We start from the raw sequence: 15510 nt of genomic DNA on the forward strand, positions 1-15510 counted from the left end.
AAAAACATCTGATTTGTAAAAATATGATAAAATCGGATGTTCTTTTTGTGCAGATTGATGTGATTTAGAGATAGCTGTTGCCTTCCAAAAAAGCTTGGAAAGCAGATGCGCGGGAATTTGTAAGATGAACAGTCATGGCCTGGGCAGCATTTTCATAATTTTTATTGCGGAGTCCCTCCAAAATCTGAAAGTGTTCTTCCACGGTATCCAAAAGTCTCTTGTCATTTGCCCGCCCGCTGATAATTCGCAGCCTGCAGTTTTGGTTGTGTATATTATAGTAGGTCTGTACCAGATATCGGTTTATGCACTGGGACATAATTGTTTCGTGAAACTCATTGTCCAAATCATAGATATCTTTTCTTTTTGAGACAATTCCTTTTTGCGTTTCCTCCAGAGTGGCGTAAAGACGATCTAATTTATCTGCCGGGAAATCTTTACAATAATTTAACAGGACATAGGGCTCAATGAGCAGACGGCCCTCAAATACCATATTGATTTCATTTGCTGACAATGGGGCAACGAAAAATCCCTTTTTTGGAACAATTGTAATCAGGTATTCCTGCTCCAAACGGCTTAGAGCATCCCGGATAGGGGTGCGGCTTACGCCGAATTCTTCACACAGGAGATCCTCGTTTAAAAATGAATTTGGCATGTATTCGCAGTTTAATATTTTCTCTTTTATAGAGTTATAGGCAAGTTGTTTCAGACTTTGTTTTGGCATAAATATCGGCAGTTCCTTTCTGTTGTATGGCGTAAAATATTGATAAAATAATCATATCATTCCAGAAAATAATAGTCAATCAGCAGTTCAAACTACTAAATTAGGTAAAATCATACAAATTGGAGCGCTTATATTCGTTAGATATATACATAATAGCAGGAATGAGAAAAAAACTGTCGGAGAGCGGTTGACAAATATGACAGGCCTGTGATATGTTGTATACAACAACAAATACAACGTTAGATTCAACACGCGGCGTTGTATGGAGAAAGGAATTAGAAGGATGAAAGCTATTGTAATTAATGAACCCTATGATGTGGCGGTTGTGGAGAGACCTGTGCCGGAAATAAAGCCAGGGGAGGCGCTGCTGAAACTTTTATACGGCGGAATCTGCGGAAGCGATCTGGGTTCCTACAGAGGAACATTTGCGTACGTATCTTATCCAAGAACTCCGGGCCATGAATTTTCTGCGGAGATTGTAGAGATTGGACCGAACGACAAGGGACTAAAACCTGGCATGGTAGTTACCTGCAATCCCTATTTTAACTGCGAAACCTGTTATTCCTGCCAACGGGGGCTTGTAAATTGCTGTACTACTAATCAGACTATGGGTGTGCAGAGGGAAGGGGCGTTTGCCCAGTACATAACGATGCCTGTGGAGCGAATTTATGACGGCAAAGGGCTGTCTGCCAAAACTTTAGCGTTGATCGAACCCTTCTGTATCAGTTATCATGGAGTTTCAAGGGCTCATGTGCAGAGTCACGACAAGGTACTGGTTATCGGTGCAGGAACCATCGGCGTTCTGGCTGCTGTGGCTGCCAAGATAAAGGGAGCAGAGGTTTATATTGCCGATGTGGCTGAGGAAAAGCTGAGATACGCCATGGAGGAGTTTCATTTAGACGGCACGATTCTCAATGACGGCCCCGACAGTTTTAAGAATAAAATCCGAGAGGTGACAGAAGGCAATGGCTTTGATGTGGCAATAGAGGCAGTAGGGCTTCCGTCAACCTTCCAGGCGTGCATTGATGCAGCGGCTTTTGGGGGTAAAGTAGTTCTCATCGGGGTTGGCAAACAGAATCTTGATTTTGATTTTACTGTAATTCAGAAGAAAGAACTGAATATTTTTGGTTCCAGAAATGCACTGAAAAAGGATTTTGAAGAGCTGATCGATATTGTAAAAAGCGGTAAGGTAAATTTGGAAAAGATAGTGACGGATACCTACAGATTCGAAGATGCCGGGAGAGCATTTGAAGAATTTGATAAACATGCCGGCAGCAAATTGAAGGTTTTAGTTGAATTTTAAATAAAAAGAAGATATATTGGAGGAGAAATTTATGTCACATTCAGCTTGGTTATTTTGTTCCCTGATTATCTCAATGGTGGTAATCCTGGTGTTAATCCTGAAGGTTAAACTCAATGCCGCTATTTCACTGGTGCTGGGGAGTATTCTTATGGGACTGTTATCCGGTATCCCTATGGTAGATACCATTGAGGGAATTAATACAGGATTTGGTAACATGTTAAAAGGTATGGGTCTTCCTATTGGATTTGGTATTATCCTTGGAGAACTAGTAAGTGCGTCCGGGGGAGCCAAAATCATTGCCCACAAGATTGTAAAGGCATTTCCGAAAACAAAGGCTATTTATGCCATTGGACTTGCAGCCTTTATTCTGGCAATTCCTGTTTATTTTGATGTAACCTTCGTGATTCTAATTCCCATCGGCGTTGCCCTGATGAAGGAAATTAACAAGTCAATTGCCCACATTGTAGGTGCCATCACCATCGGAGCTGCAGCCGCCCACACCATGGTGCCACCTACACCTGCCCCTCTGGCCGCAGGTGAGATCTTTGGCTTTGACACAGGAATTATGATTGGTTTTGGTACCGTATTTGGTTTGATCGGTGTGTTTTTAGTGATATTTATCTATACAAAGTTTTTGGACAAGAGGACGTCATTCTGGAATCCGGCTCTGGATGAGTCTGCAGAGGGTGTGCAGATAGATGCAAAAGAAGATGCTGCAGTTAATCCTCCCTCCTTTGGCCTGTCTCTGCTTCCTATTTTCGTACCTATCATTTTAATCCTTCTGAATACTGTGACCGGAAGTGCCATGGGGGATGCTCAGCCGTCCATTTTTGTCTTTCTGGGAGACAAGACCACTGCTCTTCTTGCAGGAGCCATAGTGGCATACCTTATTGGGGTAAAATGTATGGGAAAAGAAAAAGCAGAGAAAACGGCAACAGATTCCCTCTCTTCAGCGGGTATTGTCTTCCTGATAACCGGCGCAGGCGGAGCTTTTTCCAACATAATAACAATTACCGGTGTGAGTGACGCAATCTCTGATATTGTAAGCGGTTTTACAAGCAATGTGTTTGTTGTGATTATACTTGCATACTTTGTTGGCCTTCTGATTAAACAGGTAACGGGCTCCGGCACTGTGTCAGCACTGACCAGTATGACAATTATGTCGAGTGTAGCCTCTTCTGTGGCACTGCCGCCGGTCATGATCGCTATGGCTTGTCTGGCAGGTACTCTGTTCGGGGCAACGGTAAATGACAGCGGTTTCTGGATTGTTACGAATATGAGCGGCGTCTCAGTAAAGGGCGGAATTAAGACATATACACTGTCGGAAATGATAGAATCCGTAACATTCTTAATCCTTCTGTTACTTGTAACCTTAGGATATGTAATAATTTTTTAGTAAGGAGAGTTGGACAGTATGCGGGACAGACAGTTAGTGGCAGATTTGGTGAGCGATATAGCTTTGCCGAAAATGTTTAAGGTAAAACAGATTTTTCCGAGGCCAAGGATTGATCCAGAAGAGATTCCAGGCATTATCCGGCAGCTTCTTTCCCAGGAAAAATTTGCAGATAAAGTGCAGCCTGGGATGCGGATTGCTATTACAGCGGGTTCCAGGGGAATTGCCAATGTGGCTCTGACCACAAAATGTATTGCCGATTTTGTGAAATACAGAGGTGCCCTGCCCTTTATCGTGCCAGCCATGGGCAGCCACGGAGGTGCCACCGCTGAGGGACAAAAGGCTGTGCTGGAAAGCTATGGTATCACAGAGGAAGCTATGGGGTGTCCTATTCTTTCGTCTATGGAAGTGAAAAAGATTGGCGTCAATGAAGAGGGAATGGATGTATTTATTGATAAATATGCAGCAGAGGCGGACGGGATTATCCTTGGATGCAGGATCAAACCCCATACCGCGTTTCGGGGTCCTTATGAAAGCGGTATTATGAAGATGATGGCCATCGGACTGGGAAAACAGCATGGAGCGGAGGTCTGCCACGAGGCGGGATTTAAAAATATGGCCAAATATGTTCCTATGTTCGGAAAAGCAATCATTAAAAACGCACCGATTCTGTTTGCAGTCCCCACCATTGAAAATGCCTTTGACGAGACTTGTAAAATTGTGGCAGTCAGTGCGGAGGAGATAGCGGAAAAAGAGCCGCCGCTGCTTCAGGAGGCATTTGCCAATATGCCAAGAATACTGGTGGATGAATGTGATGTTTTGGTAGTGGATCAGATCGGCAAGAATTTTAGCGGAGACGGTATGGACCCCAATATTACAGGAACCTTCTGCACTCCCTATGCGACGGGCGGAATCAAAGCTCAGAGAGTATGTGTGCTGGATCTGAGTCCTGAGACCCACGGGAACGGCATCGGACTGGGATATTCCAGCGCGACGACCAAGAGAGTTTTTGAGAAGCTGGATCTGGCTTCTATGTATCCCAATGCAATTACCTGCACAGTGCTGGGGGGTGTGAGAATCCCTATTATTATGGAGAGCGACAGGGAAGCTATTCAGGTGTGCGTGCGTACCTGCAATGAGATTGATAAAAAACATGCCAGAATCGTCAGGATCCCTAACAGCTTACATATTGAACATATTATGCTCTCAGAGGCTTATTATGAGGAGGCTAAGAAAAATCCGGATCTGGTAATCGAGAGTGAACCGGAGTATCTACCCTTCGGCCCGGATGGAAATCTATGGTAAATAATAACTATATATAATATAGAAGGTATCTGTAAAGAACACAGTTCATACAGATGCCTTTTTTTCTGTTTTTATGTTACAATCATAAAAAAGAAAGGGGAGTGATGGTTTTGCTGGCATTTTTACTTGCCCCGCCGTATCTTCTTATAAATTGGTATGTATTGCGTCTCGCCATGAGATGGATGGGCGCATGCCATAAGTATTTCCGGTCGAAATGGTTTTCCAGGGGCTTTGTGGGCGTATATCTGTTTATGGCCCTGACGCCTCTCACTTCCTTTGTAGTCTATAAGGGGGCGCTTCACAGATTTTTAAAGCTGTTGAATAATTACTGGCTGGGGATTTTTCTCTATACCCTGCTGGTGCTTCTTGCGGCTGGTCTTGCGCGTATTTTGATGAAAAAGATAAAAAGGATCCCTCAAGATTTCCTGGAGTACAGAAAAACTTTTGCAGCGGCAGGCGGGATCTGTGTTTTTCTTATCACATTGCTGAGCCTATACGGTATATTTCACGCAAAGCATGTATACACAGCCAAATATGAAGTGGATATACAAAAAGAATGCCGGGGACGGGAGACTCTCCGTGTTATAGCGGCCGGGGATCTGCATCTTGGGTACAGCGTAGGAGAAGATCAGATGAGAAGGATGGTGGAGGCAATCAATGCCTGCGATGCAGACCTTGTCTGTCTGACAGGGGATATATTCGATAATGACTACAATGCCATTTCGCATCCGGAGAGGATCGCGTCTGTTTTAAGACAGATCAAAAGCACTTATGGAGTATATGCATGCTGGGGAAATCACGATCTAAATGAAAAGCTGCTGGCAGGATTTTCTTTTCCATCCGGAGAAGTCAGAAAGGGAGATCCCAGAATGAAAGAATTCCTGGAGTCAGCGGATATTACCCTGCTCTCTGATGAGGTGCTGCTGGTGGACGATGCCTTCTATCTGGCGGGCAGAAAAGATCCTTCCATGGTGAAAAAGATGAGGGAGAGCAGAGAATCTCCGGGGGAACTGCTGGGAAATCTGAATAAGGATATCCCAGTTATAGTGATGGATCATCAGCCTTCTCAGCTGGAGGAACTGGCAGAAGCAGGGACAGATCTGGATTTGTCCGGGCATACTCATGACGGGCAGATGTTTCCCGGAAATCTTACGGTAAAGCTGGGATGGAAGAATCCCTGCGGCCTGCTGCAGTGGGGGGATATGACATCTATTGTTTCCTCAGGCGTGGGGGTATGGGGGCCGGCTATGCGTGTGGGAACAAATAGTGAAATAGCCGAAATTCTTGTGCATTTTACAGAAAATCCTTAGAACCCAGGGCAATACAGGGGATTTTAAACAAAATCCAAAGTGGCAGATTTAAATTCAGCCGCTTTTGTGATATAATGAGCGTTAGCGAGCCATAGGGAGCTTGGCTCACTTTTGGAGAGCGGCGAATGGCGATCATGCCGAAGGCATGATATAATGCCGGCAGTGACTCCTGAGGGAGCGAAAAAGGATCGAGGTATGAAATGGGAAAGACAGAGAATTTATTAAGCAGAATGAACAGCCTGTTCCCGTCTTTCAGCAAGGGACAGAAAAAACTGGCAACTTATATCAATGACAACTATGATAAGGCGGTGTTTCTTACAGCAGCAAAGCTGGGGGAAGTCGTGGGAGTAAGTGAGTCCACCGTTGTGCGTTTCGCAATCTATCTGGGTTACAAGGGGTATCCCGAGTTTCAGAAAGCACTGGAGGAGCTTGTGAGAAACAAATTGAACTCTATCCAGAGAATGGAAGTCACTTACGGAAAGGTCCCTCAGTCAGAGATATTGGAAACGGTGCTGCAGTCAGATATTGATAAGATTAAGCTGACCCTGGAGCATATGGACCAGGAAGCCTTTGAGATAGCGGTAGATACCATTTTGAAAGCGAAAAGGATTTATATAGTAGGAATCAGAAGCTGTGCACCGCTGGCAAGCTTTCTAAGCTTTTATCTAAACCTGATTTTCGACAATGTGCATCTTCTACAGACAAACAGTGCCAGTGAACTGTTTGAACAGATGATCCGAATCGATGAAAAGGATGTTATCATTGGAATCAGTTTTCCAAGATATTCTATGCGGACACTGAAGGCAATGGAGTTCGCCAACAAGCGCAGTGCCAAAGTGATTACGCTCACAGACAGTATCCACTCACCTATGAACCTGTATTCCTCCTGTAATCTTATAGCGAGAAGTGATATGGCATCCATTGTGGACTCTCTGGTGGCGCCTCTGAGTGTAGTGAATGCTCTTGTTGTGGCACTTTGTATGAAAAAGCAGAAAGAAGTAGTGTCCACGCTGGAATCTCTGGAGGAAATCTGGGATGAATTTCAGGTATATAATAATGATGAAATTAATCTGGCAGATAACAATATTGAAATAAAGAATCCTAATATGGGAGAGAATAATGTCTAAAGTATTAATTGTAGGCGGCGGGGCAGCAGGTATGTTTGCTTCTGTATTTGCCGCTAAAAATGGCCACGAGGTACATGTGTTTGAAAAAAATGAGAAGCTGGGCAAAAAGCTTTATATCACAGGAAAGGGCAGGTGCAATCTGACAAATGCCTGTGATGTCAGTGACCTCTTGAACGCAGTGATGAGCAACCCCAAGTTTCTGTACAGCGCATTCTATGGGTATACCAATTGGGATACCATTGACTTTTTTGAATCTATCGGGGTGAAAACCAAGGTGGAGCGGGGAAACCGCGTCTTTCCGGTTTCCGATCATTCGTCAGAAATTATCGGTGCCATGGAGCGCAGAATGAAGATGGAGGGGGTTAAGATACATCTGGGAACGCAGGTGATGGATCTTGTGACAGAAGAGGGACAGGCCAGAGGGATTCTGCTTAAAAACGGGCAGGTAATCTCTGGTGACTGTGTGATAGTCGCTACGGGAGGGCTTTCCTATCAGGTTACAGGCTCTACGGGAGACGGATATGAATTTGCGAAACGGGCTGGGCATAAGGTAACGGAGCTGGTTCCCTCGCTGGTCCCTATGGAGACGAAAGAAGCCTATATCCCTCTTCTTCAGGGGCTTTCCCTGAAAAATGTCACTCTTACCATTAAAGATGGGAAGAAGACCTTGTACGAGGAATTCGGAGAGATGATGTTTACACACTTCGGTGTCACAGGTCCCCTGGTGCTTACCGCCAGTGCCAGTCTGAGCAGAAAGCTGGAAAAAAAGCCGCTCCAGGGATATGTGGATCTGAAGCCGGCTCTGTCCAGAGAACAGCTGGATGACAGGATTCTGAGAGATTTTGAAGAGGGGAAGAACAAACAGTTTAAAAATGTAATTCACGGTCTTTTACCGGCGAAGTTTCTTCCTGTGATCATTGAGCTGAGTAAAATCCCCCCGGAAAAAAAGATACATCAAATCTCCAGGGAAGAGAGGGCGGGGCTACTGGAATTGCTGAAAGCCTTTCCGTTTACTATAACCGGGACCAGAGATTTTAATGAAGCTATTATTACAAAGGGCGGGATTAAGGTTTCGGAGGTAAATCCATCGACTATGGAGTCAAAACTAATAAAGCGGCTCTTTTTTATAGGAGAAGTGCTGGATCTGGATGCAGTTACAGGTGGATTTAATCTGCAGATCGCCTGGTCTACCGCTTACGCGGCGGCTCAGGCAATAGAAGGAGGAGAGCAGGATGAGAGATAACATCGCAATTGATGGTCCGGCGGGGGCCGGGAAAAGTACCATTGCAAAGGAAATTGCCCGACAATTGTCCTTCGTTTATGTGGACACAGGAGCTATGTACCGGGCAATGGCTTACTATCTCCTGCAGCAGGGCATTCCTCCGGAGGATGCCCAGGGGATGGAAAAGGCCTGCCGTACGGCGGATATTACCATACAGTATGAAAACGGCGAACAGCAGGTGATTTTGAATCATGAGAATGTGACCGCAAGGCTCAGAAGCGAAGAGGTAGGGAATATGGCCTCTGTAAGCTCGGCCAGTCCGGCTATCCGCAGGAAACTGGTGGAGCTGCAGCGGCAGATGGCCAGAAGTACAAATGTAGTCATGGACGGCAGGGATATCGGAACCCAGGTGCTTCCGGATGCCAATGTCAAAATTTTTCTCACTGCAAGCGCTCACACCAGGGCTGTGCGCAGATATAAGGAATTGACAGAGAGGGGAATTGCCTGCGATATCCATGCAATTGAGGCGGACATTAATGAGAGGGATCACCGGGATATGACCCGTGAAATATCTCCCCTGAGACAGGCTGAGGATGCTGTTTTGGTGGATACCTCAGATATGGATATTCCTGAAGTAATACACGCAATTCTTGAAATATATGAAGAAAAAAAACAGAGAAATGAGGAAGTATGGAAGTAAAAGTAGCGAAGTCCGCAGGGTTTTGTTTTGGAGTCAAAAGGGCGGTGGAAACCGCGTATAAAGAGTCTGAAAAGGATGGCAAAGTCTATACCTACGGTCCTATTATTCACAATGAAGAGGTAGTGGAGGAGCTTGCAGGCAGAGGGGTAAGGATCCTGGAAACAGAGGCAGATCTGTATCAAATCCGGGAGGGCACTGTACTGATCCGCTCTCATGGTGTCCCCCGTGCTGTGTGTGAGAAAATGGAGGAAAAAGGGATTTCCTATATTGACGCCACCTGTCCCTTTGTTAAAAAGATACACAGAATCGTGGATGAGGAAAGCCGAAAGGGCCGGCATATATTAATTTTTGGCAATGACAGCCATCCGGAGGTGGAAGGGATCAAGGGCTGGTGCAACGGCCCGGTGACAGTGATCCAGACGAAAGAAGAGGCCCTGGAATTCCTGAAAAAGCCTGTAGAAAAGCTGTGTATCGTGGCACAGACGACATTTAATTACAATAATTTTCAAGATCTAGTTGAAATTTTTAGCAAAAAGAGGTATGATAGACTTGTTTTTAATACGATCTGCCAGGCAACAAAGGAGCGACAAACGGAAGCAAGACAGATCGCAAAAGATGTGGATGCTATGATTGTTATTGGTGGAAAGCATAGTTCCAACACCCAGAAGCTATACCAGATATGTAAAGAGGAATGTAAAAATACTTACTATATACAGACACTTGTTGACTTGGATTCTGATTGTTTTCGATCCATTGGTTGCGTAGGTATTACAGCAGGGGCATCCACCCCAAATAATATTATTGAGGAGGTTCAAGAACATGTCAGAACTGAGCTTTGAACAAATGTTAGACGAATCATTTAAGACCATCAGAAATGGAGAGGTGGTAGAGGGTACGGTCATCGACGTAAAAGAAGATGAAATTATCCTGAACATCGGCTATAAAGCAGATGGAATCATTTCCAGAAGTGAATATACAAATGAGCCGAATGTGGACTTGACAACTCTTGTACATGTCGGTGACACAATGGAAGCTAAGGTATTAAAGGTCAATGACGGTGAGGGCCAGGTGCTGCTTACCTATAAGAGACTGGCAGCAGAAAAAGGCAACAAGAGATTAGAAGAAGCATTCGAGAATAAAGAAATCTTAAAAGCTAAAGTGACACAGGTATTGGACGGCGGCTTAAGCGTTGTCATTGATGAGGCAAGAATCTTTATCCCGGCAAGTCTGGTATCCGATACTTATGAAAAAGATTTATCTAAATATGCAGATCAGGAAATCGAATTTGTAATCAGTGAATTTAACCCAAGACGCCGCCGTATCATCGGTGACAGAAAACAGCTGTTAATGGCAGAAAAAGCTGAGATGCAGAAAGAACTTTTTGCAAGAATTCAGCCGGGTGATGTTGTAGAGGGAACTATCAAAAACGTTACCGATTTCGGTGCATTTATCGATTTGGGCGGTGCGGACGGACTCCTGCACATTTCCGAAATGTCCTGGGGCAGAGTAGAGAATCCTAAAAAAGTCTTTACGGTAGGAGATCAGATTAAGGTTCTAATCAAAGACATCAATGGAGATAAAATTGCTTTAAGCCTGAAATTTGAAGATCAGAATCCATGGCTCACAGCAGCTGACAAATATGCAGTGGGAAATGTAATCGAGGGAAGAATCGCACGTATGACCGACTTCGGCGCTTTCGTAGAATTAGAACCCGGTGTGGACGCACTCCTTCACGTATCCCAGATTTCCAGGGAACACGTGGACAAACCATCTGATGTACTGTCAGTAGGACAGATTATCACAGCAAAGGTGGTAGACTTCAACGGAGACGAGAGAAAGATCAGCCTGAGTATGAAGGTGTTAGAACCAGTTGGTGAAGCACCGGCAGAGGATGCATTTGAAACAGAAGAATAATTGAGAGATGAAAGAGCTGTTGCTGAGAGGCGGCGGCTCTTTTCTCCTGTTATTCAATAATGTGAAGTGAATCGTTGCCAGGAGACAGAAGGGAGCACCGGTACGAGGGACACAGGGCGGCCGGAGGAGCAGGGCAGGGAGGTTAAGCGGAGCGAGCCGAAGATCCAGTCCACTAGCTGATTAGTGAGGAGGGCTCTCCCGACGAACTTAGCAGCTGGTAGGACTAAGCTAAGGGGAGCGAAGCCTCGAGCTGCCCTGCTCCTCCGGCCGCCCTGTGTCCCTCGTACCGGTGCTCCCTTCTGTCTCCGTCCACAGCCTAATTAAACCCAAACTTCACATCCTCAACACCCCCAACACCCCTCTCACATACCGCAAGAGCTTTTCCGGATCTTCCAGAAATTCTTCTGTACACTCGAATTTCTGGTAACACAGCTCGGGGGTCGCCTTTATCCGGTGTTCTTTATCTACGTAGCCTCCAATGCTTTTATGTATTGCAGTATCTTCCAAAGGCAGATAATAATAATTTTGGTAGTCCTGAAAATATAATTTTAACATCCCGTCTTTCACAGGGGATTTTATGTGTGCCTGCCGGTCTTTACCCGTGAGGTAATAGCCTGCTTTGGAAAAGGAAAAAGGGAAGGGGAGAGGTACATGCAGATCAAGGGTAATCAGCAGTTCCGGTTCTTCTGTCCCTTCGTAAGTCTCTGTGGATATTACGCTGGCTTTCCGGATGATGCAGCTGCCGTTCCAGAGCTGAAAGAAGGAGAACAGGGACCTGAGCGCGATCATTCCCATCAGGTCATCAAAATTGTGGAGTAGTATAAGCTCCAACCCTTCTGATGCGGGATTTTTAAGATATTCCTTATATTTTTGAATGAGTTCTCTTCCGGAAAAGGTATCCTTTCTTGGGTAGGACAGGAGTGACTCCAGGTCTTTCTGGCGCATATTTTCCAGTTTGAAAAGCTTTTTTAAAGGCATAAATTTTTGATAAAGATCCAGCTGCTTCTTGTCAGTAAAGGGATGGAAAAGCTGGTAAAAATTGTACTTTTGCTTCAGATATGGCACGTCAAAACTGGTTCCGTTATAGTGGATGAAATAGGATTTTCTGTCGGCCAGAAGATAAAAATCCACGAGGATTTCTTTCTCCTCATCCTCTGTCTCGGCGAACCATTGTGTCAGGATCCATTGTTCGTTTTTATAGTGAACCGCGCCTATCAGATAGACGATGGAACGCTTCCATCCAAGTCCTGTGGTCTCAATATCAAAGAACAGAATCTGATCGGGGGATTTTTCTTCCAGTGGAAAACCGGTAAGAAAAGTATGAGATAAATTTGTCAGGATCATATTTTTTTTAAACATATAATACAAACTCCTTTCCGATTGCACATATTATAGCATGAAACATGAATAAAAATTGAATAAAAAATATAGTATTTTTTATAGTATTTTCTATAGAAAAGTGGTATTATTGTGAAAGGAGTTTGGCTTTCTCCTTGTTAAATTAAAAACAAATAAAAAGTAATGATGCCCCTAAGGCACTTTCAACAAATTAAGCAAATTAGGAGTATATGCAGTTTAAAAGCCAAGAAGATTCTACTAATTGAAGGAGGGAAAGAAATGGGGCTTTTAACCTTTAAGGGTGGAGTTCATCCTTATGACGGAAAAGAACTGTCAAAAGAAAAGCCAATTCAGGCCGTACTTCCCAAGGGAGAGTTGGTGTATCCGCTTTCACAGCACATCGGGGCTCCGGCAAAGCCTGTCGTGGAAAAAGGAGAACGGGTATTGGTAGGCCAGAAAATTGCGGAAGCAGGCGGATTTGTGTCTGCACCTATTCACGCATCGGTTTCAGGTACAGTGAAAACCATTGAGCCGCGTCTGACTACAAGCGGTGCTATGGTAAATGCCATAGTGATTGAAAACGACGACCAGTATGAGACGGTTGAATACCATCCTGCAGAATCACTGGAAGCTCTCACAAAGGAAGAGATTCTGAAGCGGATTCAGGAGGGCGGAGTCGTAGGCATGGGAGGAGCCGGATTCCCCACACATGTGAAGTTATCTCCCAAAGAGCCGGATAAAATAGAATATGTTCTTGTCAACGGTGCAGAGTGTGAGCCGTATCTTACATCTGACTACCGCAGAATACTGGAAGAGCCGGAAAAAGTAGTGGGCGGTTTGAAATGTATGCTGAAACTGTTTGACAATGCCCAGGGATTTATATGTATTGAGGATAATAAGCCGGACTGCATCAAAAAGATGGAGGAAATGGTAAAAAATGAATCCAGGATTCAGGTAAAACCTCTGCAGACCAAGTATCCTCAGGGCGCGGAGCGCTGTTTGATCAATGCAACCACCGGCAGAGAGATTAATTCCTCTATGCTTCCGGCCGACGCAGGCTGTGTGGTTGACAACATAGATACGGTCGTGGCTATTTATAAATCCGTTATGCTTGGACAGCCGCTTATGCACCGTATTGTTACCGTGACAGGGAATGCAATTGCCAACCCCTGTAACTTTTCTGTTTGTACCGGTACTTCCATGGAGTGCCTGATTGAAGAAGCGGGAGGGTTAAAAGAAACTCCCAAAAAGGTGATTGCCGGCGGCCCTATGATGGGAATGACGCTGTTTCACCTGAATGTTCCTACTGTGAAGACATCCGGAGCAATTCTATGTCTGACCAATGATGATGTCTCTGAACAGCCGGAGACGGCCTGCATAAACTGCGGACGCTGCGTCAGTGCCTGTCCGGAGAGACTTCTGCCGTCCAGACTGGCGACCTTTGCCAACCACAACCAGCTGGATATGTTTGAAGCATATGACGGAGTGGAGTGTGTGGAATGCGGCTGCTGCAGTTACATATGTCCGGCAAAACGTCCTCTGACACAGTCCATCAGGTCTATGAGAAAAATTGCGCTTGCGAACCGTAAGAAACCTAAGTAGGAGGAAAGAAAAGTATGAATGAATTATTACACGTATCATCTTCGCCTCACGTTAGGTCAAAGGTGAACACAAGTAATATTATGCTGATGGTTGTCATAGCATTGATGCCGGCAACGATCTTTGGAATTATTAACTTTGGGCCAAAAGCACTGCTTCTGGTTCTCATATCCGTAGCTACCTGCGTACTTTCCGAGGGCGTCTACGAACATTTCATGCACAAACCAGTAACGGTCAGGGACTACAGTGCAGTGATTACAGGCCTTCTTTTGGCACTGAATCTTCCGGTCGGCGTTCCCTGGTGGATGCCGATCATCGGCGGGGTATTTGCTATCATTATTGTAAAACAGCTGTTTGGGGGACTGGGACAGAATTTTATGAACCCGGCTCTTGCGGGGAGATGTTTCCTGCTCATCTCATTTACCGGTCTGATGACGGATTTCAGTGTGGAAAAAGGTGCCTGGGGACTGGTGGATACTGTATCCGGAGCCACTCCTCTTGCTGCAGTGAAAGCAGGAGAAAGTGTCGATGTAATGAGAATGTTTCTGGGAAACACCCAGGGAACCATTGGCGAGACCTCAGTGATTGCGATTCTCATCGGAGCGATCTTCCTTCTGGCGGTGAAGGTGATTGACCTTCGGATTCCGCTCACTTACATAGTTACTTTTCTGGTGTTCATTATCCTGTTCGGCGGACATGGATTTGATCTGGAATTTATCGGCGCTCATCTGTGCGGCGGCGGATTGATGCTGGGAGCCTGGTTTATGGCTACTGATTACGTGACAACACCTATCACGAAAAAAGGACAGATTGTATATGGTATCATCCTCGGTATTCTGACAGGCCTGTTCCGTATTTTCGGCGGCTCTGCAGAAGGTGTTTCCTATGCGATTATATTCAGCAACCTTCTGATTCCTATCATTGAGAGATTTACTCGTCCTACAGCTTTTGGAAAGGGAGGTAAGAAATAATGAAAAATATTGTAAAAGATACATTAGCTCTTACTCTGATTACATTAGTGGCAGGGCTTTTGCTTGGATTAGTGCACGAGATTACCGCTGAGCCCATTGCCCAGCAGGAAGAAACCGCAAAAATTGAGGCTTATAAAGCTGTATTTGAAGAAGCAGATACCTTTGAACCTGTGATATCGGAAGAGGATGCGGATCTTCAGGCTTTTCTGGCGGAAAAAGGATATGCGGCCCAGACCATTAATGAAGTGATGGAGGCAGTAGATGCCGGCGGAAACAGTCTGGGATATGCTTTTAATATTACAACCTCAGAGGGATACGGCGGTGATATTACCTTTTCTCTGGGTGTGAAAGCGGATGGAACCACCAATGGCATTTCCATTTTGACCATCAGTGAGACAGCCGGTCTTGGTATGAATGCCACGAAGGATGAATTCAAAAATCAGTTTAAGGATAAACAGGTGGATTCCTTTGAAGTTACAAAAACAGGGGCTTCGGCTGACAATGAGATTGATGCGCTGAGCGGTGCCACCATAACCAGCAAAGCTGTAACCAGAGGTGTCAATGCCGGTCTTCTGGCTTTCCAATATGAGAAAGGGGGTAACTAAGA

Annotated in this window: 14 protein-coding genes; 12 read left to right on the plus strand and 2 right to left on the minus strand. The window is 45.1% G+C overall.

Annotated features, from left to right (window positions below):
• Window positions 1-64: 64 nt before the first annotated feature.
• Entirely contained in the window at window positions 65-721 is a 657-nt protein-coding gene (locus BUA56_RS08435) for a GntR family transcriptional regulator (protein WP_072850848.1), read from the minus strand.
• A 262-nt stretch (window positions 722-983) separates the two neighbouring features.
• Here BUA56_RS08435 and BUA56_RS08440 point away from each other — a divergent pair, with 262 nt between their 5' ends.
• From BUA56_RS08440 to rpsA, 9 genes are all read left to right on the plus strand, one after another.
• Window positions 984-2024: a zinc-binding alcohol dehydrogenase family protein gene (locus tag BUA56_RS08440; protein ID WP_341443408.1), complete on the plus strand. Its 1041-nt coding sequence runs from the start codon at window positions 984-986 to the stop codon at window positions 2022-2024.
• A gap of 31 nt (window positions 2025-2055) precedes the next feature.
• Window positions 2056-3420 carry a GntP family permease gene (locus tag BUA56_RS08445; RefSeq protein WP_072850862.1) on the plus strand — a complete coding sequence of 455 codons (1365 nt, stop codon included), beginning with the start codon at window positions 2056-2058 and terminating at the stop codon, window positions 3418-3420.
• An 18-nt stretch (window positions 3421-3438) separates the two neighbouring features.
• Window positions 3439-4722, plus strand: a complete 1284-nt coding sequence (locus BUA56_RS08450) for a nickel pincer cofactor-dependent isomerase, group 22 (RefSeq protein WP_072850864.1) — start codon at window positions 3439-3441, stop codon at window positions 4720-4722.
• A gap of 110 nt (window positions 4723-4832) precedes the next feature.
• A complete protein-coding gene (locus tag BUA56_RS08455; protein ID WP_072851094.1) occupies window positions 4833-6032 on the plus strand; it encodes a metallophosphoesterase in 1200 nt (399 codons plus the stop codon).
• Window positions 6033-6232: 200 nt separating this feature from the next.
• Window positions 6233-7159 (plus strand): MurR/RpiR family transcriptional regulator, encoded by a 927-nt coding sequence (locus BUA56_RS08460; protein WP_072850867.1) that lies wholly within the window; start codon window positions 6233-6235, stop codon window positions 7157-7159.
• Window positions 7152-8402, plus strand: coding sequence for a BaiN/RdsA family NAD(P)/FAD-dependent oxidoreductase (locus BUA56_RS08465; protein WP_072850869.1), 1251 nt, complete (start codon window positions 7152-7154; stop codon window positions 8400-8402). Before BUA56_RS08460 ends, BUA56_RS08465 begins: the two co-directional genes overlap by 8 nt.
• Window positions 8392-9081 (plus strand): (d)CMP kinase, encoded by a 690-nt coding sequence (gene cmk, locus BUA56_RS08470; protein ID WP_072850872.1) that lies wholly within the window; start codon window positions 8392-8394, stop codon window positions 9079-9081. The genes BUA56_RS08465 and cmk overlap by 11 nt, the downstream gene beginning before the upstream one ends.
• The gene (gene ispH / locus BUA56_RS08475) at window positions 9072-9920 is read left to right on the plus strand and encodes a 4-hydroxy-3-methylbut-2-enyl diphosphate reductase (protein WP_072850874.1); all 849 of its coding nucleotides are present in this window, start codon (window positions 9072-9074) and stop codon (window positions 9918-9920) included. The genes cmk and ispH overlap by 10 nt, the downstream gene beginning before the upstream one ends.
• Window positions 9901-10995 (plus strand): 30S ribosomal protein S1, encoded by a 1095-nt coding sequence (rpsA, locus tag BUA56_RS08480; RefSeq protein WP_072850876.1) that lies wholly within the window; start codon window positions 9901-9903, stop codon window positions 10993-10995. Before ispH ends, rpsA begins: the two co-directional genes overlap by 20 nt.
• Before the next feature lie 333 nt (window positions 10996-11328).
• Here rpsA and BUA56_RS08485 read toward each other — a convergent pair whose 3' ends face one another.
• Window positions 11329-12354: a ribonuclease H-like domain-containing protein gene (locus BUA56_RS08485; protein WP_072850878.1), complete on the minus strand. Its 1026-nt coding sequence runs from the start codon at window positions 12352-12354 to the stop codon at window positions 11329-11331.
• Window positions 12355-12612: 258 nt separating this feature from the next.
• Between BUA56_RS08485 and rsxC the strand changes: the two genes are divergently transcribed.
• Genes rsxC through BUA56_RS08500 form a run of 3 tightly spaced genes read left to right on the plus strand, consistent with a single transcriptional unit; the run spans window position 12613 to window position 15508 of the window.
• Entirely contained in the window at window positions 12613-13935 is a 1323-nt protein-coding gene (rsxC, locus tag BUA56_RS08490; RefSeq protein ID WP_072850880.1) for an electron transport complex subunit RsxC, read from the plus strand.
• Between the two features lie 14 nt (window positions 13936-13949).
• Window positions 13950-14903: an RnfABCDGE type electron transport complex subunit D gene (locus BUA56_RS08495; RefSeq protein WP_072850882.1), complete on the plus strand. Its 954-nt coding sequence runs from the start codon at window positions 13950-13952 to the stop codon at window positions 14901-14903.
• Window positions 14903-15508 (plus strand): RnfABCDGE type electron transport complex subunit G, encoded by a 606-nt coding sequence (locus BUA56_RS08500; RefSeq protein WP_072850884.1) that lies wholly within the window; start codon window positions 14903-14905, stop codon window positions 15506-15508. The genes BUA56_RS08495 and BUA56_RS08500 overlap by 1 nt, the downstream gene beginning before the upstream one ends.
• The last annotated feature ends 2 nt before the right edge of the window (window positions 15509-15510 follow it).

Origin of the sequence: Lactonifactor longoviformis DSM 17459 (assembly GCF_900129135.1) — a bacterium.
In the GTDB taxonomy this organism is placed as follows: domain Bacteria; phylum Bacillota; class Clostridia; order Lachnospirales; family Lachnospiraceae; genus Lactonifactor; species Lactonifactor longoviformis.

Coding starts and splice junctions, on each gene's coding strand:
- cmk (WP_072850872.1), top strand. CDS start 8,392: ATGAGAGATAACATCGCAATTGATGGTCCGGCGGGGGCCGGGAAAAGT.
- BUA56_RS08465 (WP_072850869.1), top strand. CDS start 7,152: ATGTCTAAAGTATTAATTGTAGGCGGCGGGGCAGCAGGTATGTTTGCT.
- rsxC (WP_072850880.1), top strand. CDS start 12,613: ATGGGGCTTTTAACCTTTAAGGGTGGAGTTCATCCTTATGACGGAAAA.
- BUA56_RS08450 (WP_072850864.1), top strand. CDS start 3,439: ATGCGGGACAGACAGTTAGTGGCAGATTTGGTGAGCGATATAGCTTTG.
- rpsA (WP_072850876.1), top strand. CDS start 9,901: ATGTCAGAACTGAGCTTTGAACAAATGTTAGACGAATCATTTAAGACC.
- BUA56_RS08495 (WP_072850882.1), top strand. CDS start 13,950: ATGAATGAATTATTACACGTATCATCTTCGCCTCACGTTAGGTCAAAG.
- BUA56_RS08440 (WP_341443408.1), top strand. CDS start 984: ATGGAGAAAGGAATTAGAAGGATGAAAGCTATTGTAATTAATGAACCC.
- BUA56_RS08485 (WP_072850878.1), bottom strand. CDS start 12,354: ATGTTTAAAAAAAATATGATCCTGACAAATTTATCTCATACTTTTCTT.
- ispH (WP_072850874.1), top strand. CDS start 9,072: ATGGAAGTAAAAGTAGCGAAGTCCGCAGGGTTTTGTTTTGGAGTCAAA.
- BUA56_RS08500 (WP_072850884.1), top strand. CDS start 14,903: ATGAAAAATATTGTAAAAGATACATTAGCTCTTACTCTGATTACATTA.
- BUA56_RS08435 (WP_072850848.1), bottom strand. CDS start 721: ATGCCAAAACAAAGTCTGAAACAACTTGCCTATAACTCTATAAAAGAG.
- BUA56_RS08460 (WP_072850867.1), top strand. CDS start 6,233: ATGGGAAAGACAGAGAATTTATTAAGCAGAATGAACAGCCTGTTCCCG.
- BUA56_RS08445 (WP_072850862.1), top strand. CDS start 2,056: ATGTCACATTCAGCTTGGTTATTTTGTTCCCTGATTATCTCAATGGTG.